Source organism: Kitasatospora sp. NPDC001539, assembly GCF_040298565.1.
Taxonomy (GTDB): Bacteria; Actinomycetota; Actinomycetes; order Streptomycetales; family Streptomycetaceae; genus Kitasatospora.
The window spans coordinates 16,010-31,271 of sequence record NZ_JBEPAK010000016.1; the positions used below are offsets into that span (position 1 = coordinate 16,010).

Annotated in this window: 14 protein-coding genes; 9 read left to right on the forward strand and 5 right to left on the reverse strand. The window is 73.9% G+C overall.

Annotation, left to right across the window (positions count from 1 at the left end; translation table 11 throughout):
- Window positions 1–52: 52 nt before the first annotated feature.
- Both ABT247_RS05345 and ku read right to left on the reverse strand, forming a co-directional pair.
- Window positions 53–337 (reverse strand): hypothetical protein, encoded by a 285-nt coding sequence (locus ABT247_RS05345; protein WP_350738258.1) that lies wholly within the window; start codon window positions 335–337, stop codon window positions 53–55.
- A gap of 52 nt (window positions 338–389) precedes the next feature.
- Window positions 390–1,436 carry a non-homologous end joining protein Ku gene (gene ku / locus ABT247_RS05350; RefSeq protein ID WP_350738260.1) on the reverse strand — a complete coding sequence of 349 codons (1,047 nt, stop codon included), beginning with the start codon at window positions 1,434–1,436 and terminating at the stop codon, window positions 390–392.
- Between the two features lie 116 nt (window positions 1,437–1,552).
- On the opposite strand from ku, the gene ABT247_RS05355 reads away from it, so the two are divergent.
- From ABT247_RS05355 to ABT247_RS05375, 5 genes are all read left to right on the forward strand, one after another.
- Window positions 1,553–1,789, forward strand: a complete 237-nt coding sequence (locus tag ABT247_RS05355; RefSeq protein ID WP_350738263.1) for a hypothetical protein — start codon at window positions 1,553–1,555, stop codon at window positions 1,787–1,789.
- 206 nt (window positions 1,790–1,995) lie between these two features.
- A complete protein-coding gene (locus ABT247_RS05360) occupies window positions 1,996–3,435 on the forward strand; it encodes an amino acid permease (RefSeq protein WP_350738265.1) in 1,440 nt (479 codons plus the stop codon).
- 799 nt (window positions 3,436–4,234) lie between these two features.
- On the forward strand, window positions 4,235–4,921 hold the full coding sequence (locus ABT247_RS05365; protein ID WP_350738268.1) for an aggregation-promoting factor C-terminal-like domain-containing protein: 687 nt from the start codon (window positions 4,235–4,237) through the stop codon (window positions 4,919–4,921).
- 298 nt (window positions 4,922–5,219) lie between these two features.
- Complete coding sequence (locus tag ABT247_RS05370) at window positions 5,220–6,224, forward strand: glycosyltransferase family 2 protein (RefSeq protein ID WP_350738270.1); 1,005 nt, start codon at window positions 5,220–5,222, stop codon at window positions 6,222–6,224.
- Window positions 6,225–6,413: 189 nt separating this feature from the next.
- Window positions 6,414–9,338 carry an FAD-binding and (Fe-S)-binding domain-containing protein gene (locus tag ABT247_RS05375; RefSeq protein ID WP_350738273.1) on the forward strand — a complete coding sequence of 975 codons (2,925 nt, stop codon included), beginning with the start codon at window positions 6,414–6,416 and terminating at the stop codon, window positions 9,336–9,338.
- A 109-nt stretch (window positions 9,339–9,447) separates the two neighbouring features.
- On the opposite strand, the gene ABT247_RS05380 is transcribed toward ABT247_RS05375, so the two are convergent.
- Together ABT247_RS05380 and ABT247_RS05385 are read right to left on the reverse strand one after the other, a co-directional pair.
- Window positions 9,448–9,900 (reverse strand): CBS domain-containing protein, encoded by a 453-nt coding sequence (locus tag ABT247_RS05380; protein ID WP_350738276.1) that lies wholly within the window; start codon window positions 9,898–9,900, stop codon window positions 9,448–9,450.
- Window positions 9,901–9,975: 75 nt separating this feature from the next.
- Window positions 9,976–10,983, reverse strand: a complete 1,008-nt coding sequence (locus ABT247_RS05385) for a slipin family protein (RefSeq protein WP_350738279.1) — start codon at window positions 10,981–10,983, stop codon at window positions 9,976–9,978.
- 157 nt (window positions 10,984–11,140) lie between these two features.
- Between ABT247_RS05385 and ABT247_RS05390 the strand changes: the two genes are divergently transcribed.
- The 4 genes from ABT247_RS05390 to ABT247_RS05405 all read left to right on the forward strand — a co-directional run bounded on the left by ABT247_RS05390 (window position 11,141) and on the right by ABT247_RS05405 (window position 14,642).
- The gene (locus ABT247_RS05390) at window positions 11,141–11,914 is read left to right on the forward strand and encodes a uracil-DNA glycosylase (RefSeq protein WP_350738282.1); all 774 of its coding nucleotides are present in this window, start codon (window positions 11,141–11,143) and stop codon (window positions 11,912–11,914) included.
- Between the two features lie 189 nt (window positions 11,915–12,103).
- Window positions 12,104–12,781 (forward strand): hypothetical protein, encoded by a 678-nt coding sequence (locus ABT247_RS05395; protein WP_350738284.1) that lies wholly within the window; start codon window positions 12,104–12,106, stop codon window positions 12,779–12,781.
- 204 nt (window positions 12,782–12,985) lie between these two features.
- Window positions 12,986–13,801 (forward strand): DsbA family protein, encoded by an 816-nt coding sequence (locus tag ABT247_RS05400; protein ID WP_350738287.1) that lies wholly within the window; start codon window positions 12,986–12,988, stop codon window positions 13,799–13,801.
- 190 nt (window positions 13,802–13,991) lie between these two features.
- Window positions 13,992–14,642: a vitamin K epoxide reductase family protein gene (locus ABT247_RS05405; RefSeq protein WP_350738290.1), complete on the forward strand. Its 651-nt coding sequence runs from the start codon at window positions 13,992–13,994 to the stop codon at window positions 14,640–14,642.
- Between the two features lie 19 nt (window positions 14,643–14,661).
- Here the strand turns inward: ABT247_RS05405 and ABT247_RS05410 are convergent, their stop codons facing one another.
- On the reverse strand, window positions 14,662–15,162 hold the full coding sequence (locus ABT247_RS05410) for an NUDIX domain-containing protein (RefSeq protein WP_350738293.1): 501 nt from the start codon (window positions 15,160–15,162) through the stop codon (window positions 14,662–14,664).
- Window positions 15,163–15,262 lie beyond the last annotated feature (100 nt).

Here is a 15,262-nt window from a genome sequence, read left to right on the forward strand (position 1 = left end):
CCCACCCGGACACCGGTGCGCCCCGGCTCCCGGGGCGCACCGTACGGCCGGGTCAGGAGGAGGCCATCCGGTGCCTGCCCCGGCCGGGCGTCACCCAGCGGGCCACGACGCCGACCATCGCGATGAACGTCAGGGCCCAGAAGATCGCCATCAGCACCAGGAGCGCCAGCAGGTCCACCTGGACCGCGACCATGCACAGGCCGATCGAGAGCGCGATCATGAAGGTCACCACGGTCGGACTGAGGCTGAGCAGCCAGTGCCACGCCCGGTGCCCCCAGCTCGGGTTCTGCGGCGCGTCGGGGCCGGTGTCGAGTTCCTTGTAGGTGAGCAGGTCCATCAGGATCGCCTCCAGTGCGGGAAGGGAGGGAGAGCCTGGCCCCCGGGAGGGGTCAGGAGACCTTGCGCGGTGCCGCCGACTTCGCGGCCCTGCCGGACTTGGGCGGCTCCGCGGACTTGGTGGACTTCGTGGACCGCACGGAATTCGCGGACTTGGCCGATGTCGCGGCCTTGCGGGTGGTGGTCCTCTTCGCCGCGCCGGTCCCCTCGGCCGCCTCGGCGGTCTTCTTCGCCGCGGCGCGCTTGCGGGGCGCCGGTTTCCGCGCCGGGGCCTCCTCGGACGCCGCTTCCTCCGCCGCCCGTTCCCCCTCCGCCGGCGCCCGGCCGCCCTTGGCCTGCCGGAGGCTGCTGCGCAGCGCCTCCATCAGGTCGATCACGTTGTCCGGCGCCGCGCCGGGCTCCTCCTCGTGCGGGACCTCGACGCCCTCCAGCCGCGCGGTGATCACCTGCTGGAGCGCCTGCTGGTAGTCGTCGTGCAGCTGGGACAGGTCGAAGTCCTCGGAGAGGGTGTCCATGAGCGACCGCGCCATCTTGAGCTCCTGCGGCCGGACGGTGACGTTCTCCTCGGGCGCGATCCCGGTGGCCGGGCGGACCTCGTCGGGCCAGATGCAGGTCTGCAGCACCAGCGTCCCGTCGTGCACCCGCAGCACGGCCGGCGACTCCCGGGTGCGCAGCGCGATCTTGGTGACCGCGATCTGCCCGGACTCCACCAGCGCGTCGCGCAGCAGGGCGTACGGCTTGGCGGCCGCCTTGTCGGCGACGCCCACGTAGTAGGCCTTGGAGAACATCAGCGGGTCGATCTCGCCCTCGTCCACGAAGGCCAGGACGTCGATGACCTTCTTGCTGGGCAGCGGCAGGTCGGCGAGGTCCGCGTCGCTGAGCGTGACGGTGCGGCCGTCGGGCGACTCGTAGCCCTTGGCGATCTCGGCGTACGGGACCTCCTTCTCCTCCCGTTCGCAGTACCGCTTCATCCGCACCCGTGCGCCGTCCTTGGCGTGCACCTGGTGCAGCGCGACGTCGTGCTCCTGGGTCGCGGAGTACAGGTGGACGGGGATGCTGACCAGCCCGAAGCTGATCGTCCCCTTCCAGGTGGTCTGCATGGGGTCGCTCCTGGAACGGCCGGGCGGCGTCGGGATTGCCCCGAGAGTCCCACTCTGCCCGGGTTTGCGCAGATCGGCCACACCGCGCTCACAATGGGGCCAGGAGGTGGATGCGGATGACCGCCACGCGCCGGACCAGCCCCACCCCGCCGCCCGAACGCACGACGTACCGGGTGACGTACACCGCACCCGGGGACGACCGGGTGCGCGAGGACGTGGTCACCGTGACGCCCGGGTACTCGCAGGAGAGCGACATCCCGCGCATCCTGGCCGCCCGTCTCGCCGGTCACCCACGGGGCCAACCGGCGGTCGTCGTGCTCGACCTGCGCGAGATCCGGCCTCCCGAGCGGTGACATTGCGTCAGATCTGAGCTTCCCCTGCACCCAGTTCACCGGCCGTGACCTGGCCTTTTGGGTTCGGTAAGCGAACAGTTATCAAAGAATTGTTCCGATACCCGGGCGTAGAAGTTACGTTTCACCGCATTGCGCGGGTCTGTCCCCCCACCCTCTGCGCGACGAGCCGAGGGTCGCCGCGCTGGAAAGGCACAGGGCACCCCTGAATGAGTGCGAACACCACCAAGCCGGCCACGGCCGACTCGGCCCCCCACCCCCAGGGCCCGATAGGACACGGCGGCGACGGCCACCTGAAGGCCGGGCTCAAGAACCGCCACCTGTCGATGATCGCGATCGGCGGCGTGATCGGCGCCGGTCTGTTCGTCGGCTCCGGCGCGGGCATCGCCTCGACCGGTCCGGGCATCCTGCTCTCCTACGCACTGGCCGGCGCGCTGGTCGTGCTGGTGATGCGGATGCTCGGCGAGATGGCGGCGGCCGACCCGCAGAGCGGCTCCTTCTCGGCGTACGCGGACCGCGCGCTGGGCCGCTGGGCCGGCTTCACCATCGGCTGGCTGTACTGGTTCTTCTGGGTCGTCGTGCTCGCCGTCGAGGCGACCGCCGGCGCCAAGATCCTCAACAACTGGGTGCCCGGCGTGCCGCAGTGGGGCTGGGCGCTGATCGTGATGGCGGTGCTCACCGCCACCAACCTGTTCTCGGTCTCCTCCTACGGCGAGTTCGAGTTCTGGTTCGCCGGGATCAAGGTCGTCGCGATCGCCGCCTTCCTGGTGATCGGCACGCTCGCCGCGTTCGGCCTGCTGCCCGGCACCCACGCGGTGGGCGCCAGCAACCTGACCGGCCACGGCGGCTTCCTGCCGCACGGGGTGGGCGCGGTGTTCACCGGCATGCTCACCGTCGTCTTCGCCTTCATGGGCAGCGAGATCGTCACCCTGGCCGCCGGCGAGTCGGAGGACCCGGAGAAGGCGGTCAGCAAGGCCACCAACAGCGTGATCTGGCGCATCGGGATCTTCTACCTGGGCTCGATCCTGCTCGTGGTCACCCTGCTGCCCTGGGACTCCGCGGCCGTCAAGAGCAGCCCGTACGTGGCGGTGCTCGACCACATCGGCATCCCGGGCGCCGGCCAGGTGATGGACGTCATCGTGCTGACCGCCGTGCTCTCCTGCCTCAACTCCGGGATGTACACGGCCTCCCGGATGGCCTTCTCGCTCGGCCAGCGCGGCGACGCGCCCAAGGCCTTCGCGAAGGTGACCGACCGCGGCGTGCCGCGCACGGCCATCCTCGCCTCGGTGGTGTTCGGCTTCGTCGCCGTCTTCTTCAACTACACCTCGCCGGACACGGTGTTCGCCTTCCTGCTCAACTCCTCCGGCGCGGTCGCGCTCTTCGTCTGGCTGGTGATCTGCGCCACCCAGCTGCGGATGCGCAAGATCATCGAGCGCGAGATGCCCGAGCGGCACACCGTCCGGATGTGGCTGTACCCGTACCTCACCTGGGTCGCCATCGGCATGATCGGGTTCGTGGTGGCGTACATGTTCACCGACGCCGACGGCCGCAAGCAGATGTACCTGTCGCTGGTCGCGGCCGCGATCGTGCTCGGCGCCTCGGCCGTGGTGGGCCGACGGCGGCGGGCCGCGGTGGCGGCGGACTCCTGACCCGTCCCCACCGCGCCGGAGACGCCGGGCCCGGGAGCCGTTGCGGAGGCTCCCGGGCCCGGTGCCGTTCCACGGGCCACCGCCACGACGGCACCGCAGCCTCGTAATTCGCCGCCGCAGCCCTCGCGACCCGCCGCCCGGGCCCTCGCAACCCACCGCCCGGGCTCTCGCGACCCGGCACAAGGCCCTCGCAAGCCCTCCGCCGCAGCCCTCGCAACCCGCCGCACGGGCCCTCACGACCCGCTGCCCGGGCGCCGAGCCGCCACCGCTCCGTCACGCTGCGTCGAGATCGGCACGGCGGGCCTGTGAGCCCGCCCACAGGGGTTTTCGCGTCTACGACCGTGGATAGTGGAGGGCCCCGGCGGCCGCACCGCCAGGCCGGCCCGGCCGTGCCCGGGCCGCGGGCGCCGCTGCCGCGTCCGGCCTGAAGAAGCCAGGCCACCGGCCATCCGGCCCTCGCGATCCCCGGTCGGCGCCCACCCGCGAGCCCGACGTGGACAATCCGGACAATCCCTACCTAACACCCCGCCGAACCCGGCCGAAGACCCGCCGCAGCCACTATGCGCTGTAGTAGCGAGCTCCTTTGCCACCCGTCCTCGGCCCTGCCAAGAATGGTCCGTCGCCAGGCAGCGCCGGCCGGCCCAGTCCGCCGCGCAGCCCGCCCGCCCCGCCGTCACCGCCGGGGCGCCACGGCCGTTCCGGACGGCCGCGCGGGCCCCACTCACCCGGAGCCCACGCGATGCCCCGCACCGGTGCCACCGCACCGCACGGCCCCCGACGGAAAAGGATTGTCCGCTTCATGCAGCTCAGCCATGCCCGCCGCAACTCCCTGATCACCGGCGTCGCGACCATCGTGGTCGCCGGCGCCGCCACGGCCGCCCTCGCCATCCCGCAGGCCGGGAACTCCGCCGAAGCGGCCGCCCCCGTGGCCGCCGTCAGCGTGGACGGCAAGCCGGTCGCCGACCAGGCCCAGGCAGACACCGCTGCAGCTGCCCAGCAGGCCGCCCAGCAGGCCCAGGACGCCCGGGCCAAGGCCGAGGCGGACGCCGCCGCCCAGGCGCAGGCCCAGGCCGACGCCCAGGCCAAGGCGGACGCCCAGGCCAAGGCCGAGGCCGAGGCGAAGGCCCAGGCGGACGCCAAGGCCCAGGCCGACGCCGCCGCCTCCCGCTCGCAGCAGCGCCAGGACCCGAACAGCTTCTCCGGCACCCCGCAGCAGATCGCCGCGCAGATCGTGCCGGCCGGCCAGCTCCAGTGCTTCAGCAACATCGTGTTCCACGAGAGCAGCTGGAACCCCCAGGCCGTCAACGCCTCCTCCGGCGCCTACGGCCTGGTCCAGGCCCTGCCCGGCTCCAAGATGGCCTCGGCCGGCGCCGACTGGCGCACCAACCCGGCCACCCAGATCAAGTGGGGCCTGAACTACATGAACAGCCGCTACGGCAGCCCCTGCGGTGCCTGGTCGTTCTGGCAGGCCCACCACTGGTACTGAGCCGACCCCCGCTCGGCCCCGGCCCGCGACGCGCACTCCGCGTCGCGGGCCGCGCCGCGTCCGGGGCCATGCGGCGTCCCGGGCCATGCGGTGTCCCGGGCCGTACGGTGTCCCGGGCCGCGCGGCGTCCCGGGCCGTCCCGCGCCCGAGGCCGTGCCGCGTCCCGTCCTGGCGTGGACGCGTCCGGAAGGCGGCGTGAAGATCTGGCGGACGGTCGTACGATTTGCGGCCAATTGCTCGTAATTACAGGCCGTCAGGGCTTTGCCACGGTTCGCGCGCCCTCTTACGCTCCGGCGTCATGCCCTCACCCCTGATCAGCGTCGTGCTCTCCGCCTACGACCGACACGGACAGCTCGCCGACTGCCTGGACTCGCTGCTCGCCCAGACCCTGGCGGACGTCGAGGTCATCGTGGTCGCGGACCGCTCCCCCGAGACCCCGGGCGGGCTCGCCGACGCGTACGCGGCGAAGCACCCGCGGATGTCCGCGCTGCACCTGAACGCCGCGGTCGGGGTCGGAGTGAGCCGGAACGCGGGCGCGGCGCGGGCCACCGGCGAGTACCTGCTGTTCCTGGACGCCGACCACCTGCTGCCCCGGGACGCCCTCCAGACGCTCGCCGACCGGCTGAAGCAGACCGGCCCGGTGGACGTGCTGCTGTTCGGCCACTCCCGGCGCCACAACGACCGCGACTGGCCCGGCGGGGCCGAGGCGCTGCTCGCCGAGGCCGGGCCCGAGGTCTTCGCCCCCTTCGACCGGCCCGCGCTGTTCGGCGCGCCGCCGCTGATCTGGGACCGGCTGATCCGCCGCGGCCACTGGGAGGAGCTCGGGCTCGCCTTCCCGGACGGCAGGTACGAGGAGATCCCGGTCGTCCACGCCGCGCTGCTCGCCGCCCGCAAGGCCGCCGTGCTGCCGCGCGAGTGCGTCCAGCTCCGCCGCCGGGAGACCGTCCACCCCTCCGGCGGCCCGGGCAGCAGCGTGTTCGACCTGTTCGAGCAGTACGAGCGCAGCTTCGCGCTGCTGGAGGACCAGCCGCACCTGTACGCGGTGCGCGACGCGCTGTTCATCCGGATGATCCGGCACTACCTGTTCGTCTTCGACCTCGCCGGCTGCGTCGCCCGGGCCGAGCGGCCGCAGTTCTTCCACCGGGCCGCCGAGCACCACCGCCGCTTCCAGCCGCCGGGCCACCGCAAGCCGGGCGGACGCGAGGGGATCAAGTTCTCCCTGCTGGCCGGCGGCGCCTATCCGGCCTTCGAGGTCGCCAAACTCTCGCACATCGCACGCGGCAGCCTCACCGGCCGGAAGTAGCCCCCCGCGAGACGCCGGCCGACCGCGGACGGCGAGTCGGCGACCGCGGCGAGTCGGCGACCGCGTCGGACGGAGGCCGTCACCCGGCACTCCGTCGGCGGTACCCCCGCCGCGTCCGGTACCCGGGCGGCGCCGCGGCTGCGATCATCGGCGGAGCCGTCTGCCGCCGCACCGCCCGGGAGGTCCCTGGTGAGCCGTCCGTCCCCCCGTCCCGGGGCCGAACTGGCCCGCGAGCTGAGCGCCGTGCTGCGCGGGGAGGTCCGCTTCGGGGCCGCCGAGCGGACCGTCTACGGCCACGACGCCTCCAACTACCGGCAGGTGCCGCTCGGCGTCGTGAAACCCGCGGACCTGGACGACGTGCGCACCGCGCTGGCGCTGTGCCGCGAGCACCGGGTGCCCGTGGTGCCGCGCGGGGCGGGGACCAGCATCGGCGGGCAGGCGATCGGCCCCGGCGCGGTGGTGCTGGACTTCCGCCGCCACCTGGGCTCCGTCCTGGAGATCGACCCGCAGGCCCGCACCGCGCGTGTCCAGCCCGGCACCGTCCTGGACGACCTCCAGCGCGCCGCCGGGGCGTACGGGCTGCGCTTCGGCCCCGACCCGTCCACCCACAGCCGCTGCACGATCGGCGGCATGATCGGCAACGACTCCTGCGGCTCCCACTCGCTCGCCTGGGGCCGCACCGCCGACAACGTGGAACGCCTGGAACTGCTGCTCGCCGACGGCACCGAGCTGACCGTCGGCGGCCGGCTCGACGCGCGGGAGCGGGCGGCGCTGCGCGCCCTGCCCGGCCGCACGGGCCGCCTCCACCGCGATCTCCAGGAGTTCACCGACCGCAACCTCGGCACCATCCGGCAGGGCATGCCGCAACTGCCGCGCCGCACCTCCGGCTACCCGCTGGACGCGCTGCTGCCCGAGCACGGCCACGACCTGGCCCGGGCGCTGACCGGTACCGAGGGCACCTGCGCGCTGCTGCTCGGCGCCACCGTCCGGCTCGTCGAGGCCCCGCCCGCGCGCGCCCTGGTGGTGGCCGGCTACCCCGACGAGGGCGCCGCCGCCGACGCCGTCCCGGCGCTGCTGCCGCTCGGCCCGCTGACCGCCGAGGGCATGGCCGCCGACCTGATCGCCGCGCTGCTCGCCGCGGGCCCGCGCCCGCCCGCGCTGGACCGGCTGCCCGCCGGGGCGTGCTGGCTGTTCCTGGAGACCGGCGGCGCGACGGCCCTGGAGGCCTACCAGGCCGCCCGCCGGCTCGCCGACCAGGTGCGCCGCGAGCCCACCGCCACCGTCGCGCTGGTCACCGACCCGGTGGAGCAGCGGCAGCTGTGGGCCGTCCGGGAGGCGGGCGCCGGGATCGTCACCCGGCTGCCGGGAGGCGGCGAGGCGTGGCCCGGCTGGGAGGACTCCGCCGTCCCGCCCGAGCGGCTCGGCGACTACCTGCGGGACCTGCGCGCCCTGCTGCGGCGGCACGGCCTGCGCGGCGTCCCGTACGGGCACTTCGGCGACGGCTGCGTGCACCTGCGGATCGACTTCCCGCTGGACGAGCCCCAGGGGGTGCTGGTCTTCCGGGAGTTCCTCGAGCAGGCGGCCGACCTGGCGGTCTCCTACGGCGGTTCGCTGTCCGGCGAGCACGGCGACGGCCAGGCCCGGGCGGAGTTGCTGCCGCGCATGTACCCGCCGGACGTGATCGACCTGTTCGGCGAGTTCAAGCGGATCTGGGATCCGGAGAACCTGCTCAACCCGGGCGCGCTGGTCGACCCGCGCCCGCTCGACGCCGACCTGCGCTTCATCCCCGCCACCGCGGGCCGACCGCTGCCGCTGGCCCTGCCGTACGAACAGGACGGCGGCAGCCTCGCCAAGGCGGTCCACCGCTGCGTGGGCGTCGCCAAGTGCGTGGACCCGACCACCGGGGTGATGTGCCCCAGCTACATGGCCACCGGCGAGGAACGGCACTCCACCCGGGGCCGGGCCCGGCTGCTCGCCGAGATGCTGCGCGGCATGGCGGTGCCCGACGCCCAACGGGCCCAGGGACCGATCGCGGACGGCTGGCGCTCGGAGGAGGTGCGGGAGGCCCTGGACCTCTGCCTGAGCTGCAAGGGCTGCGCGAGCGACTGCCCGGTCCACGTCGACATGGCCACCTACAAGGCCGAGTTCCTGCACCAGCACTACCGGCACCGGCCGCGCCCGCTCGCGCACTACTCGATGGGCTGGCTGCCGTTGTGGCTGCGGGCGGTCTCACGCGCGCCGGCGGCCGCGAACTCGCTGGTCCGCTCGCCAGCCGGCACCCTGCTCAAGCGGCTCGGCGGGATCGACCGGCGCCGGGTGCTGCCGGTCTTCCCGCCCGAGACCTTCACCCGCTGGTACCGGCGGCACCGGGCCCAGCAGCCGCCTGCGGCCGGCGCCCGGCCGGTGCTGCTGTGGCCGGACACCTTCTCCGACCACCTCCAGCCGAACGTGCTGCGCTCGGCGGTCGAGGTGCTGGAGCACCTGGGCTTCGACGTCCGGCTTCCGGCCGGGCCGGTGTGCTGCGGCCTCACCTGGTACTCCACCGGCCAACTCGGCACCGCCCGCCGGGTGTTGCGCCGCAGCCTGCGGACGCTGGCGGCCTCCGGGCTGCCGGCCGACACCCCCGTGGTGGGCCTCGACCCCAGCTGCACCGCCACCCTGCGCGAGGACCTCCCCCGGCTGCTCGGCGCGGACGGCCGCCCGCTCGCCGCCCGCACCCGCACCTTCGCCGAGTTCGTCGACGAGTTCGCCCCGGACGCGCCACTGCCCCGCATCCCGCTGGACGCCGTCACCCAGACCCACTGCCACCAGCACGCCGTGCTCGGCAGCGCCGCGGACCGCCGGGTCGAGGCCCGCCTCGGCCTGCACAACCGGGTGCTGGACTCCGGCTGCTGCGGACTGGCGGGGAACTTCGGCTTCGAGGACGGGCACTTCGAGGTCTCCGAGGCGATCGCCGAGCGCGTGCTGCTGCCCGAGGTCCGGGCCGCCGCACCGGAAACGGTCGTGCTGGCCGACGGCTTCAGCTGCCGCACCCAGATCGCCCAACTCGCCGACGGCCGACGGGCCCTGCACCTGGCGGAGCTGATCGCCCGCGCGCTGCGCGCCGACGCCTGACGCCGGGCGCGGGCTGCCGCGCCCCGCGAGCCTCGACGACGCGCGCCACGACACGCGACCGGGAGGTCGGCCCCGCGTGCGCGGCGGCCTCCTCCCGGTCCGGCTCCGGTCAGCCCTGCAGTGCCTCCTTCTTGGGCGGCTCCTCCGCGCACACCGCCGCCACGAACTCGGCGACCCGCGCCTGGGGCATCCCGCGCGCGATGTCCGCCTCGCTGATCATGCCGACCAGCTTGTGCTCCGGGTGGTTGATCACCGGCAGCCGGCGGACCTGGTACTGCTCCATCACCCGCAGCACCTGCTCGCAGTCCTCGTCCGCCTCCACCGTCATCGGCCGTCCGAGCGCGAGATCGCCCGCCGTCACCTGTGCCGGGTCGCGCCCCTCCGCGACGCAGCGCAGCACGATGTCGCGGTCGGTCACGATGCCCAGCAGTCTGTCGTTCTCGCCGCAGATGGGCAGGGCGCCCACATGCCGCTCCCGCATGATCCGGGCTGCGGCGGCGAGCGTCTCGTGCTCGCGGATGCACTCCGCGCCCTGGTGCATGATGTCGCCGGCTCTGGTCATGGTCCGCCTCCTGACCTGGCTCCTTCTCCCCCGTCCATCGTGGTCCGGGCCTGCACCACCCGCCACCGGGCACCGTCACGGAGTCGCCCGCGGCTCCGCGTCCGCCGCCCCGGCCTGCCGGTCCGCCTCCGCGGGACCGCCCTCCAGCTCCGGGTCGTCCAGCGGCGAGCGGGACAACACCTCCTCCAGCGGCGGCAGTTCCCGCTTGGCCGACTCCCGGTCCGGCCCGGCCGCCGGGACGTCGCCGCTCTCCACCGCCTGCTCCACGGACTTCGCGGCGGCGGCGGCCGAAGCGGCCGCCAGCAGGTCGCGCTGCTGGGACTCCGTCGCGCTGTCCAGGAACCGCAGCAGCTCCACCGGGAAGGGCAACACCAGCGTCGAGTTCTTCTCCGCCGCGACCTCCACCACGGTCTGCAGCAGGCGCAGTTGCAGCGCCGCCGGGGTCTGGCTCATCACGGAAGCCGCCTCCGACAACCGCGACGAGGCCTGGTACTCGCCGTCCGCGGTGATGATCCGGGCCCGCCGCTCACGCTCCGCCTCCGCCTGGCGCGCGATCGAGCGCTTCATCGACTCCGGCAGGGCGACGTCCTTGATCTCCACCCGGTCGATCTGGATGCCCCAGCCCAGCGCCGGGCTGTCGATCATCAACTCCAGACCCTGGTTGATCGGTTCGCGGTTGGCCAGCAGGTCGTCCAGCTCGCTCTTGCCGATGATCGAGCGCAGGGACGTCTGCGCGACCTGGGAGATCGCGAAGTTGTAGTCCTGCACGTTGACCGTCGCCTTCACCGGGTCCAGCACCCGGTAGTAGACCACCGCGTCCACCCGGACGGTCACGTTGTCCCGGGTGATGCCCTCCTGCGCCGGGATCGGCATCGTCACGATCTGCACGTTCACCCGGCGCAGCCGGTCCGCGATCGGCATCAGCGCGACCAGCCCCGGCTGGCGGATCTCCTTGCGGACCCGCCCGAAGCGGAAGACCACCCCCTGCTGGAACTGCTGCACCACCCGGATGCTCATGGCCGCCCACACCGCCCCCAGCCCGACCAGCCCCCCGAGAGCCCCCAGCACCGCATCGACGATCATCGCGGCCTCCTCGCGGCCTCCGCGCACACCGGCGGCTCCGGCCACCGATCCGGGCGGGCCGGGCCGGGGCATCCGGAGCAACTGCTTCCACGCTACGCCTGCCCGGCCCGGCCGGACGACTGCCGGGGCAGCGCGGAGGAACCCCTAGGATCGATGCATGTCGCAGTCCCCCGCCGACGACCCCGACCACCCCCGCCACCCCGCCGAGGCCGCCGCCCGGGCCCCCGGACTCGCCGCGCTGGACCGCGTGGTCACCGGCTGCCGGGCCTGCCCCCGCCTGGTCGAATGGCGCGAGGCGACCGCCCTCACCAAGCGCCGCGCCTACCAGGACTGGGACTACTGGGCCCGCCCGATCCCCGGCTTCGGCCCGCCCGACGCCCCGCTCGTCCTGGTCGGCCTCGCCCCCGCCGCCCACGGCGCCAACCGCACCGGCCGGATCTTCACCGGCGACCCCTCCGGCGACCTCCTCTACGCCGCCCTCTACCAGCTCGGACTGGCCAACCGCCCCGAGTCCGTCCGACACGGCGACGGCCTGGAACTGCACGGGGTGCGGATCACCGACCCGGTCCGCTGCGCCCCGCCCGACAACAAGCCCAGCACCGCCGAGCGCGACACCTGCCGCCCCTGGATCACCCGTGAGCTGGAGATGATGCGCCCCACCGTGCGGACCGTCGTCGCGCTCGGCGGCTTCGCCTGGCAGGCCATGCTCCCGGTGATCGCCGACGCCGGCTGGGTGGTCCCCCGCCCCCGCCCCGTCTTCGGCCACGCCGCCCGGGTCACCCTGCCCGCCCGCGACGGCGGCCCCGACCTACGGCTCTACGGCTGCTACCACGTGAGCCCCCGCAACACCAACACCGGCCGCCTCACCACGGCGATGCTCGGCGACCTGCTCCGTGACGCCGCCCACTCGGCAGGGCTCACCACCCGGTAGCGGGCCGGGGCGGACCGTCCGCCCGTCCACCCGGTCCGCTCGCCGCCGTACCGGTGGCGTCCGGAGGCGCTCCGGGCGGTACCGGTGGGCCGCCGTCGACCTCGTGCGTGCCGCTGAGGGGACGTCACCCGACGCGGGACCGGCACGCGCCCTCGTGCCGGGAGCGAGTGCCATGGCATACTCCCGAACGTGACGACCTCCTCCACCCATGCGACCAGGGCCCTGCGGGCCGCGGTGTTCACCGCGCTCGCCGTGCCGATGGCCGCGCTGGGTCAGGTGGTCATCACCGGTCGCCCGCTGCCGCTGTCGCTGGTGGCCGCGGTGAGCGCCGCCGTCTTCCTGGTCTCTGCCGCACTGGCCGGCGGGGAGCGGCGGTTGCTGCACATCTCCGGTGTGATGGTGCCGGTGGAGCTGCTGCTCAACACCACCTTCAACCTGGGCCAGACCGGCTGTGGGCCGGTGCTGTCCGAGCACGTATCCGCCCGCGGGGTCAACCTGCTGGTGTGCGGCGGCGGTTCGGTGGACGGCTCGCTGCTGGGCGGCCCGCTGGGGCATGCCGGGCAGTCGGCACCCGCCGCCACCCAACTGCTGCTCCTGGCGGTGCACCTGGCGATCGCGCTGGCCGCCTCCGTCTGGCTGCGGCTGGGTGACGCCGCGTTGTCGGGCCTGGCCCGGGCGCTGCGCGCGCTGCGCCAGTCGCTGACCCGCCCCCTGCGGGCGCTGGTCCTCCTGCTGCTCCCCGCCCCGGCGCGTCCGGTGCTGCGGGTACCGCTGCCGGCCTCGGACCGTGAGCGGCCGCGCCGCGAGGACGTGGTGCTGAGCCCGGCACCCCGGCGCGGTCCGCCGTCCTTCGCGCCTGCCTGCTGACCGCTTCCGGCAACCGGCCTTCCGGTGGTCCGCCTCACGGTGGCCCGACCTCACGCCGGCCCGCCCCGCGGTGACCTGCGTTCCGGGCCGCCCGGCCCCCGCACGCCCGCAGGCAGTGCGCACGACTCCCGCGTTCACCGACCCCGCCGCACCCGAGCGGCCTCCGCGCGCACCCGCGCGCCGCGTACAGGAGTTGACTTCCCCATGGCTCAGTCCCCGAGCAAGCAGCAGGCCAAGCGCATCAGCGCCCGTGAACGGATCCAGGAGGCGCAGCGCCGTGAGCAGCTGGCGGCCAAGCGCCGTCAGCGGATCGTGGTGAGCGTCTCCGCCGTCGTCGTCCTCGCCCTCGCGGGCGGCGTCGCGCTCGCGGTCAGCTCGGCTTCGGGCAAGGACGACAAGGCCTCCGCGGCCTCGTCCTCGGCCCCGCTGGTCGTCCCGGCGAACGCCACCGGCCCGGACGGCACCGTGATCACCTACGGCAAGGCCGACGCCCCGCACACCATGGAGGTGTACGAGGACTTCCGCTGCCCGGTCTGCAAGCACTTCGAGGCGGCGAACGGCCAGAGCGTCATGCAGCTGACCGAGGACGGGCAGATCAAGGTGGAGTACCACCTGGCGGCCTTCCTGGACAAGAACCTCGGCGGCAAGGGCTCGCGCACGGCGTTGGCCGCGGCCGGCGCCGCACTGAACGAGGGCGTGGACAAGTTCAAGGCGTTCCACGACGTGCTGTACGCCAACCAGCCCGACGAGCGCGAGGACGGCTTCGGCGACGTCAACCACCTGTTGGACCTGGCCGGCCAGGTGCCCGGGCTGAAGACGGACGCCTTCGTGAAGGCCGTCACCGATCGCACCTACGCGCCGTGGGCGGCGAAGGTCGCCGACGCGTTCAACAACAGCGGGGTGACGGGCACCCCGACGGTCAAGGTGGACGGCAAGCCGGTCAACCTGTTCGCCGGCAACTCCGCGGCGACGCCGGAGCAGTTCACCGCCCAGGTCAAGCAGGCCGCCGGCCTCCAGTAGGCCCGGCCCGCACCACCCCATCGGGCACCGCACCGCATCACACAGCACTGCGCCGCACGCAGCGCGTTGCACGGCAGCGCACTGCACCGCTGCAGCGCATCGAGTGCACCGCACCGCACGGCACCGCCGGCCCGGCCGACTTCCCGGCCGGGCCGGTCCCCTCCTCAGCCAGCCACCGGAGTGTGCTGCCATGACCGCCGCGACCACCGTCCCCCTGTCCCACCCCGCCCCCGGCGGCGCCCGCCGGGAGCCGATCGGCGCGAGCCGGGCCTACGCGATCCTGCTGTTCCTCGGCGGGTTGATCGGCCTCGCCGCGTCGGCCGTCCTGACCTTCGACAAGCTCCGCCTCCTGGAGAACCCCTCCTACGTCCCCAGCTGCAACATCAACCCGGTGATCAGCTGCGGTTCGGTGATGCGCACCGAGCAGGCCTCGGTGTTCGGCTTCCCGAACCCGCTGCTCGGCCTGGTCGCCTTCGGCGCGCTGACGGCGATCGGGGCGGGGCTGCTGGCCGGTGCGGCCTACCGGCGCTGGTTCTGGCTGGGCCTCCAGGGCGGGACGGTGCTGGGCCTCGTGTTCGTGCACTGGCTGGTCGACCAGGCGCTGTACGAGATCGGCGCGCTGTGCCCGTACTGCATCGTGGTGTGGGCGACGGTGGTGGCGCTGTTCTGGTACACCACCCTGCACAACCTGCGGACGGGCGTGGTCCCGACCGGGCCGAGGATGCGGGTCGTCGTCCGGGAGGCGGCCCGCTACCACTGGGCGCTGCCGGTGCTGTGGGCGGCGGTGATCGCGCTGCTGGTGCTGAACCGGTTCTGGTACTACTGGAGCACCCTGCTCTGATCCCCTGGCCTCCCTCCGGTCACCCCAGGTACCCGGCCGAGTGCAACAGGGCGGCCGCGCCCGTCCGCCGCGCCTCCAGGGCCGCGGTGAGCCGGCGCGCCGCGCACGGGTGCAGCAGCGCGGCGGCCCGGGCCGGGGTGAAGTACCCGTGGTCGGCGATCTCCTCGGCCTGGAGGCGAACGACCGCCCCCGCCTCGACCGTGCCGCCGTCGAACATGAAGTGCACCGCCGGGTGGGCGTGTTCACCCTGGTCCGGGATCGCCTCGCGCCATTCGACGACCAGCAGCCGCAGTTCGGCCGCCACCAGGCCCGTCTCCTCCAGCAGTTCCCGCGCGGCGCACTGCGCGGGCGCCTCGCCCGGGTCCATCCCGCCACCGGGGAACTGCCACTGGTCGCGGTAACTGGCCTTCAGCAGCAGGACCTTGCCGTCCTCGTCGGTGAGCAGCACACTGCACCCGGTGTAGGCGCGCACCATCCCGGCGAGCCACTCCTCCTCCGTGAGGGCCCAGGTATCCGTCATCGCGCCTCCTCCGCCGGCTGCCCACGTCGCGGCCTCCGCGCCGCAATGGCCTTCCTACCAGGGGTGGTTCGCACCTAATCCACTCGATCGGGTGCACGGC

Coding starts and splice junctions, on each gene's coding strand:
- ABT247_RS05370 (WP_350738270.1), top strand. CDS start 5,220: ATGCCCTCACCCCTGATCAGCGTCGTGCTCTCCGCCTACGACCGACAC.
- ABT247_RS05345 (WP_350738258.1), bottom strand. CDS start 337: ATGGACCTGCTCACCTACAAGGAACTCGACACCGGCCCCGACGCGCCG.
- ABT247_RS05410 (WP_350738293.1), bottom strand. CDS start 15,162: ATGACGGATACCTGGGCCCTCACGGAGGAGGAGTGGCTCGCCGGGATG.
- ABT247_RS05380 (WP_350738276.1), bottom strand. CDS start 9,900: ATGACCAGAGCCGGCGACATCATGCACCAGGGCGCGGAGTGCATCCGC.
- ABT247_RS05355 (WP_350738263.1), top strand. CDS start 1,553: ATGACCGCCACGCGCCGGACCAGCCCCACCCCGCCGCCCGAACGCACG.
- ku (WP_350738260.1), bottom strand. CDS start 1,436: ATGCAGACCACCTGGAAGGGGACGATCAGCTTCGGGCTGGTCAGCATC.
- ABT247_RS05385 (WP_350738279.1), bottom strand. CDS start 10,983: ATGATCGTCGATGCGGTGCTGGGGGCTCTCGGGGGGCTGGTCGGGCTG.
- ABT247_RS05365 (WP_350738268.1), top strand. CDS start 4,235: ATGCAGCTCAGCCATGCCCGCCGCAACTCCCTGATCACCGGCGTCGCG.
- ABT247_RS05405 (WP_350738290.1), top strand. CDS start 13,992: ATGACCGCCGCGACCACCGTCCCCCTGTCCCACCCCGCCCCCGGCGGC.
- ABT247_RS05400 (WP_350738287.1), top strand. CDS start 12,986: ATGGCTCAGTCCCCGAGCAAGCAGCAGGCCAAGCGCATCAGCGCCCGT.
- ABT247_RS05360 (WP_350738265.1), top strand. CDS start 1,996: ATGAGTGCGAACACCACCAAGCCGGCCACGGCCGACTCGGCCCCCCAC.
- ABT247_RS05390 (WP_350738282.1), top strand. CDS start 11,141: ATGTCGCAGTCCCCCGCCGACGACCCCGACCACCCCCGCCACCCCGCC.